This is a genomic window from Pseudomonas sp. 05N434, from assembly GCF_056396965.1.
The window spans coordinates 1-5,423 of record NZ_JBFTMK010000372.1 but is presented as its reverse complement, the minus strand read 5'-3'; the positions used below and the strand labels follow the sequence as shown (position 1 = coordinate 5,423).

The 5,423-nt window shown below is 57.2% G+C and carries 5 protein-coding genes and 2 pseudogenes; 3 read left to right on the top strand and 4 right to left on the bottom strand.

Annotated features, from left to right (window positions below; translation table 11 throughout):
• Nucleotides 1–119 precede the first annotated feature (119 nt).
• Both AC1DLB_RS20925 and AC1DLB_RS20920 read left to right on the top strand, forming a co-directional pair.
• Nucleotides 120–336: pseudogene (locus AC1DLB_RS20925) on the top strand (OsmC family protein); the annotation flags it as partial.
• Nucleotides 337–1,092, top strand: a pseudogene (locus tag AC1DLB_RS20920) (pirin family protein); the annotation flags it as partial. It lies immediately after the preceding pseudogene.
• Nucleotides 1,093–1,185: 93 nt separating this feature from the next.
• Here the strand turns inward: AC1DLB_RS20920 and AC1DLB_RS20915 are convergent.
• The 4 genes from AC1DLB_RS20915 to AC1DLB_RS20900 all read right to left on the bottom strand — a co-directional run bounded on the left by AC1DLB_RS20915 (nucleotide 1,186) and on the right by AC1DLB_RS20900 (nucleotide 4,893).
• Nucleotides 1,186–1,914, bottom strand: a complete 729-nt coding sequence (locus AC1DLB_RS20915; protein WP_086945838.1) for a dienelactone hydrolase family protein — start codon at nucleotides 1,912–1,914, stop codon at nucleotides 1,186–1,188.
• A gap of 67 nt (nucleotides 1,915–1,981) precedes the next feature.
• Nucleotides 1,982–3,886, bottom strand: coding sequence for a molecular chaperone HtpG (htpG, locus tag AC1DLB_RS20910; protein ID WP_064621333.1), 1,905 nt, complete (start codon nucleotides 3,884–3,886; stop codon nucleotides 1,982–1,984).
• A gap of 81 nt (nucleotides 3,887–3,967) precedes the next feature.
• Nucleotides 3,968–4,420, bottom strand: coding sequence for a PaaI family thioesterase (locus AC1DLB_RS20905; protein ID WP_019579626.1), 453 nt, complete (start codon nucleotides 4,418–4,420; stop codon nucleotides 3,968–3,970).
• Nucleotides 4,417–4,893: a PaaI family thioesterase gene (locus AC1DLB_RS20900; protein WP_111454373.1), complete on the bottom strand. Its 477-nt coding sequence runs from the start codon at nucleotides 4,891–4,893 to the stop codon at nucleotides 4,417–4,419. The genes AC1DLB_RS20905 and AC1DLB_RS20900 overlap by 4 nt, the downstream gene beginning before the upstream one ends.
• Before the next feature lie 156 nt (nucleotides 4,894–5,049).
• On the opposite strand from AC1DLB_RS20900, the gene AC1DLB_RS20895 reads away from it, so the two are divergent.
• Nucleotides 5,050–5,295, top strand: a complete 246-nt coding sequence (locus tag AC1DLB_RS20895) for a hypothetical protein (protein ID WP_064619386.1) — start codon at nucleotides 5,050–5,052, stop codon at nucleotides 5,293–5,295.
• Nucleotides 5,296–5,423 lie beyond the last annotated feature (128 nt).

The window sequence follows — 5,423 nt, the reverse complement described above, 5'->3', positions numbered from 1 at the left end:
ACTTTGAGCTGTGGCCAAATCGTCCGGCAAGAAATAGGAACGCGAACGTGAAGGAATACTCTATAAATTCAGGGTCTTTTTTGATCGAATGACTTTTCCTGATCCCTGCGAGGTTTCCCATGACTGTTACCGTCAATACTGTCTCCGCCGAAGGTTTTCGTCACAGCGTCCAGATCGATGACCATGAACTGTTTGCCGATGTTCCCAAGTCGTCCGGTGGCGAAGGCACCGCGCCAGAGCCCCATGACTATTTCGACGCGGCCCTCGGCGCCTGCAAGGCCCTGACCCTGAAACTGTATGCGAAGAAGAAGGGCATCCCACTGACCGGCGTCGGGTTATCCACCGGGCAAAGGCATGGACATCCGTCAGCATCCGCACATCGGGCTGTCCACCCTCACCTACCTGTTCGAAGGGCAAATCCAGCACAAGGACAGCCTCGGTTCCGATCAGGTGGTGAATGCCGGCGATGTCAGCTGGATGACCGCCGGCAGTGCGATTGCCCACGTCGAACGCACGCCCGAAGCCTTGAAGAACAGTGGCGGTACGATGCACGGCTTACAGATCTGGCTGGCTTCGCCCAAGGACCGTGAGCACGGCCCAGGACACTACAGCCACCATCCAGCAGCCACGCTGCCCGCCAGCGAAAACCTTGGCGTGAAGATACGAATGATCGCCGGGAAGGGCTTTTGCCTTGAATCACCGGTCCCGGTGCTTTCGCCTACGCTGTATGCCGAATTGAACCTGCAAACGGCGACCACGCTGCTGATTCCCACCGAGCATGAAGAACGGGCGCTGTATGTGTTGAGCGGCGAGGCGCAGCTTGATGGCGAGCTGCTGGAGCCCTACACGCTAGTAGTGCTGCCGGCCGGGGAAGAGATGACGCTGTTCGCCGAGAGTGACTGCCATGCCGTGCTGTTTGGCGGAGCGCCACTGGACGGGCCACGACGGATCAACTGGAACTTCGTGGCCAGTGATCCGGCGTTGATTGATGAAGCACGTCGGCGCTGGGCGGCCGGGGATTGGCCGACGGTGCCGGGGGAAAGTGAGCGGATTGAGTTGCCGAAACACCGAAGCCCGCCAACGCCCCTGTAACTGATAGGCTGATCGTTCCCACGCCGCGAGCGCCCCTAGAGGCATTCCCACGCAGAGCGTGGGAACGATCATCGTCCGGACCGAGAGCAGCAATCAACCCTTGAACACTTCATCCAGCAAGTTATGCATCGACGTGAACGCGCGAGCCGCGGTTTTCGCGTCATACATCATCATGCCCGGCACGTTGGCATGCGGGTCGGTGAACGAATGCACCGCGCCGCCATAGCTCAGCAATTGCCAATCCACACCGGCGGCATTCATCTCAGCTTCAAACGCTGGCAGCTGCTCTTTCGGCACCAGCGGATCGGCAGCGCCATGCAGCACCAGCACCGAACCCTTGATGTTTTTCGCATCGTTCACGTTCGGCGTATCCAGCGTACCGTGGAACGACACCGCAGCCTTCACCGGCGCACCGCTACGCGCCAGCTCCAGCGCGCAGCAACCACCGAAGCAGAAACCAAAAGTCGCCAGTTTCGAGGTATCGACCGCCGCCTCGCCCTGCCCTTGCAGTTGTTCGAAGGCTGCCTGCATGCGTTTGCGCAGTAAGGCGCGATCATTCTTCAGCGGCATCATCGCCGCGCCTGCCTCGTCGCCGTTCTGCGGACGAACCGATTGCCCGTACAGATCCGCGATCAGCACCACATAACCCTTGGATGCCACCGATTTGGCAATCTCCTCGGCGCCGACGCTGACGCCCATCCAGTTCGGCGCCATCAACAGACCCGGACGCGGGCCTTTATGGTCGGCATCGAAGGCCAGACGGCTTTCATACGATTGGCCGTCGATCTGATAGGCGACGGATCGAACAGTGATTTGGCTCATGACTGACTCCCAGTAAAAAAGCACCAGAATGAAAAAACCCGCCGAAGCGGGTTTTTATACAACGTGGTTAAACCGACAGTTCAACCAGCAGCTTGTTCAGACGACGCACATAAGCGGCCGGGTCTTTCAAGCTGTCGCCGGCCGCCAGGGCCGCCTGATCGAACAGAATGTGCGACAGGTCGCCGAAGCGCTCGTCGCTCTGCTCGTTGTCGAGCTTCTCGATCAGCGGGTGAGCCGGGTTGAATTCGAAGATCGGCTTCGAATCCGGAACCTTCTGACCGCTGGCTTCCAGGATCTGACGCATTTGCAGGCCCAGGTCCTGCTCGCCGATGGCCAGAATCGCCGGGGAATCGGTCAGGCGATGGGAAACCCGCACTTCAGCAACGGACTCACCCAAAGCGGTCTTGAGACGCTCAACCAGGCCTTCTTTGGACTTGGCGACTTCTTCCGCGGCTTTCTTGTCTTCTTCCGAATCCAGGTTGCCGAGGTCCAGGTCACCGCGTGCCACGTCGACAAAGCTCTTGCCGTCGAAGTCGCTGAGGTAGCTCATCAGCCACTCGTCGATACGGTCGGTCAGCAGCAGCACTTCGATGCCTTTCTTGCGGAAAACTTCCAGGTGCGGGCTGTTTTTGACTTGCGCGTAGGTTTCGCCGGTCAGGTAGTAGATCTTGTCCTGACCTTCCTTGGTACGAGCCAGGTAGTCGGCCAGACTTACAACCTGCTCACCGTCGTCGCCCTGAGTGGACGCGAAACGCAGCAGACCGGCAATTTTTTCTTTGTTGGCGAAGTCTTCTGCCGGGCCTTCTTTCATGACCTGACCGAAGTTCTTCCAGAAGCCTTTGTATTGCTCAGGCTCGTTCTTCGCCAGTTTTTCCAGCATGTCCAGAACGCGCTTGGTCAGCGCCGATTTCATGGAGTCGATGATCGGGTCTTTCTGCAGGATTTCCCGCGACACGTTCAGCGACAGGTCGTTGGAATCAACCACGCCTTTGATGAAGCGCAGGTACAGCGGCAGGAACGACTCAGCCTGATCCATGACGAACACGCGCTGCACGTACAGCTTCAGGCCTTTCGGCGCTTCACGCTGGTACAGATCGAACGGAGCACGGGTCGGCACATAAAGCAGCGAGGTGTACTCGAGCTTGCCCTCGACTTTGTTGTGGCTCCAGCTCAGCGGGTTTTCGAAATCGTGAGCGACGTGCTTGTAGAACTCCTGGTATTCCTCGTCCTTCACTTCAGTGCGAGGGCGAGTCCACAGGGCGCTGGCGCGGTTGACGGTTTCCCACTCAACGGCAGGCTTCTCTTCGCCTTCGGCGGCTGCCACTTCTTTCGGCAACTCGATCGGCAAGGCGATGTGGTCGGAATACTTCTTGATGATGTTGCGCAGGCGCCAGCCATCGGCGAACTCGTCTTCGCCGGATTTCAGGTGCAGAACGATACGGGTGCCGCGATCAGCTTTTTCGACGGTGGCGATTTCAAATTCGCCTTCGCCCTTGGACGACCAGTGCACACCTTCGCTGGCAGCGAGGCCGGCACGGCGGCTGAATACGTCAACTTTATCGGCGACGATGAACGCCGAGTAGAAACCGACACCGAACTGACCGATCAGGTGCGAGTCTTTTTTCTGATCACCAGACAGGTGCTTCATGAAATCGGCGGTACCGGACTTGGCGATGGTGCCCAAGTGAGTGACCGCATCTTCACGGCTCATGCCGATGCCGTTGTCTTCGAGGGTGACGGTTTTAGCGTCCTTGTCGAAGCTCACACGGATTTTCAGTTCAGCGCCGCCTTCCAGCAATTCAGGCTTGGCCAGCGCTTCAAAACGTAATTTATCGACAGCGTCAGAGGCGTTCGAGATCAATTCGCGAAGGAAGATTTCCTTGTTGGAATACAGCGAATGGATCATGAGGTGCAGCAGCTGCTTCACCTCGGTCTGGAAGCCCAGGGTTTCCTTTTGAGTTTCCACACTCATGGTCATCAAACTCCAATCAGATGGCAGTGGCCGCGACCTTGAGGGTCGGCGGCGGGTTGTCCTCAGAGTTGGGGGCTTAGATCAGGATTTCAAGGGCTCTTCGATTTTGAAGTGGGCCCGGGCCGTGGCAATGGGCTCGGCTTCAGTGCTTTGCCAGGCGGTAATCGCCACGTTTGCCACCCGCCGCCCCTGACGACAAACCTGGCATCGGGCCCAGGTATCGCGAAACTGCCCCGCGCGCAGGTAGTCGAGGGAGAAGTCGATAATCTTCGGCACACCGGGCGAGCCGGTGAAAATCAACAGGTGCAGCGCCGCCGAGAGCTCCATGAACCCGGCAATCACCCCACCATGAATCGCTGGCAGTAAAGGGTTACCAATGTTGTCCTTGTTGGCCGGCAGACGAAACAGCAGCTCATCTCCTACCCGCGAACATTCAACGCCGATCAGCTCGGCGTAAGGAATCAGCTGCAGCAGCGCGGCGTAGTCCCCCTGAGCATGGGCCTGTTGAAGCTGCTCCTTGAACGTGTCGGTCATTTCGTACCTCCGGAAATGGCGCCGCCAAAGCCTTTAGCGCCTTTGAGACCCTTGCCCATGCGCATGAAGGTGCCCACTACATGAGCGATGGGCTGTTCGGGGTCGTCCTGATAGGCAAAACCGCGCGCAAAAATCACATCAGTAGTCACTCGGTAGCATTGGGCGAAGCCGTAAACGTCTTTGTGTGGCTCGGCGGCATGCATGTAGTCGATGCGCAGGTCGAGCGTCGGGCAGACTTCGAACTCAGGCAGCACGCAGAGGGTGGCCATGCCGCAGGCGGTGTCCATCAGCGAGGTCAGCGCACCGCCATGAATCACCCCGGTTTGCGGGTTGCCGACGATCTGCGGGCTATACGGCAGAATCACCGTCAGTCCTTCGCTGCTGGCGCTGTGAAGGCGCATGCCGAGTACCTGACAATGGCGCAACGCCGACAGGAATCGCATCGCACGCTCAAAAACGGGGTTTTCGGCCATTTGGTAAACGCTCCTTAGTGTCCGGGCGAAGTAGCCGGCTCTTAAGTAAAAGTTCCGTAGCAAAACAAACTTATATATCTGAATGATTTAAGGAACTTAACCCTGGTCGCTGTGCTCGAAAGGCCAGTAAATATTTTCCATCAGGAGAAACACCCCATGCGTAAGACTTTAGCTATTGCCTTGATGTTGACCGCTTCCCTCGGTCTCGCCGCTTGCGGTAAAAAATCCGAGGACAAAGCTCAAGAAGCCACCCAACATACAGAGCAAGCTCAGGAAAAAATGAGCGAAGCTCAGGATAAAGTGAACGAGGCGGCAAAAGAAAACGCTGAAGCTGCCAAAGCTCAGACTGAATCGAACGAAGCAGCGGCAAAAGAAGCCGCTCCAGAAGCACCTAAAAACTAAAAGCGTTTTTAGTGATAAAAGAAAACCCGCCAAGTGCGGGTTTTCTTTTATCTGAAATTTTGCTCGAAACGCGTCCTTAGAGCAAAATAGTCCTAAAAGTCGGACTAATCATCAGCAACAACGAACAC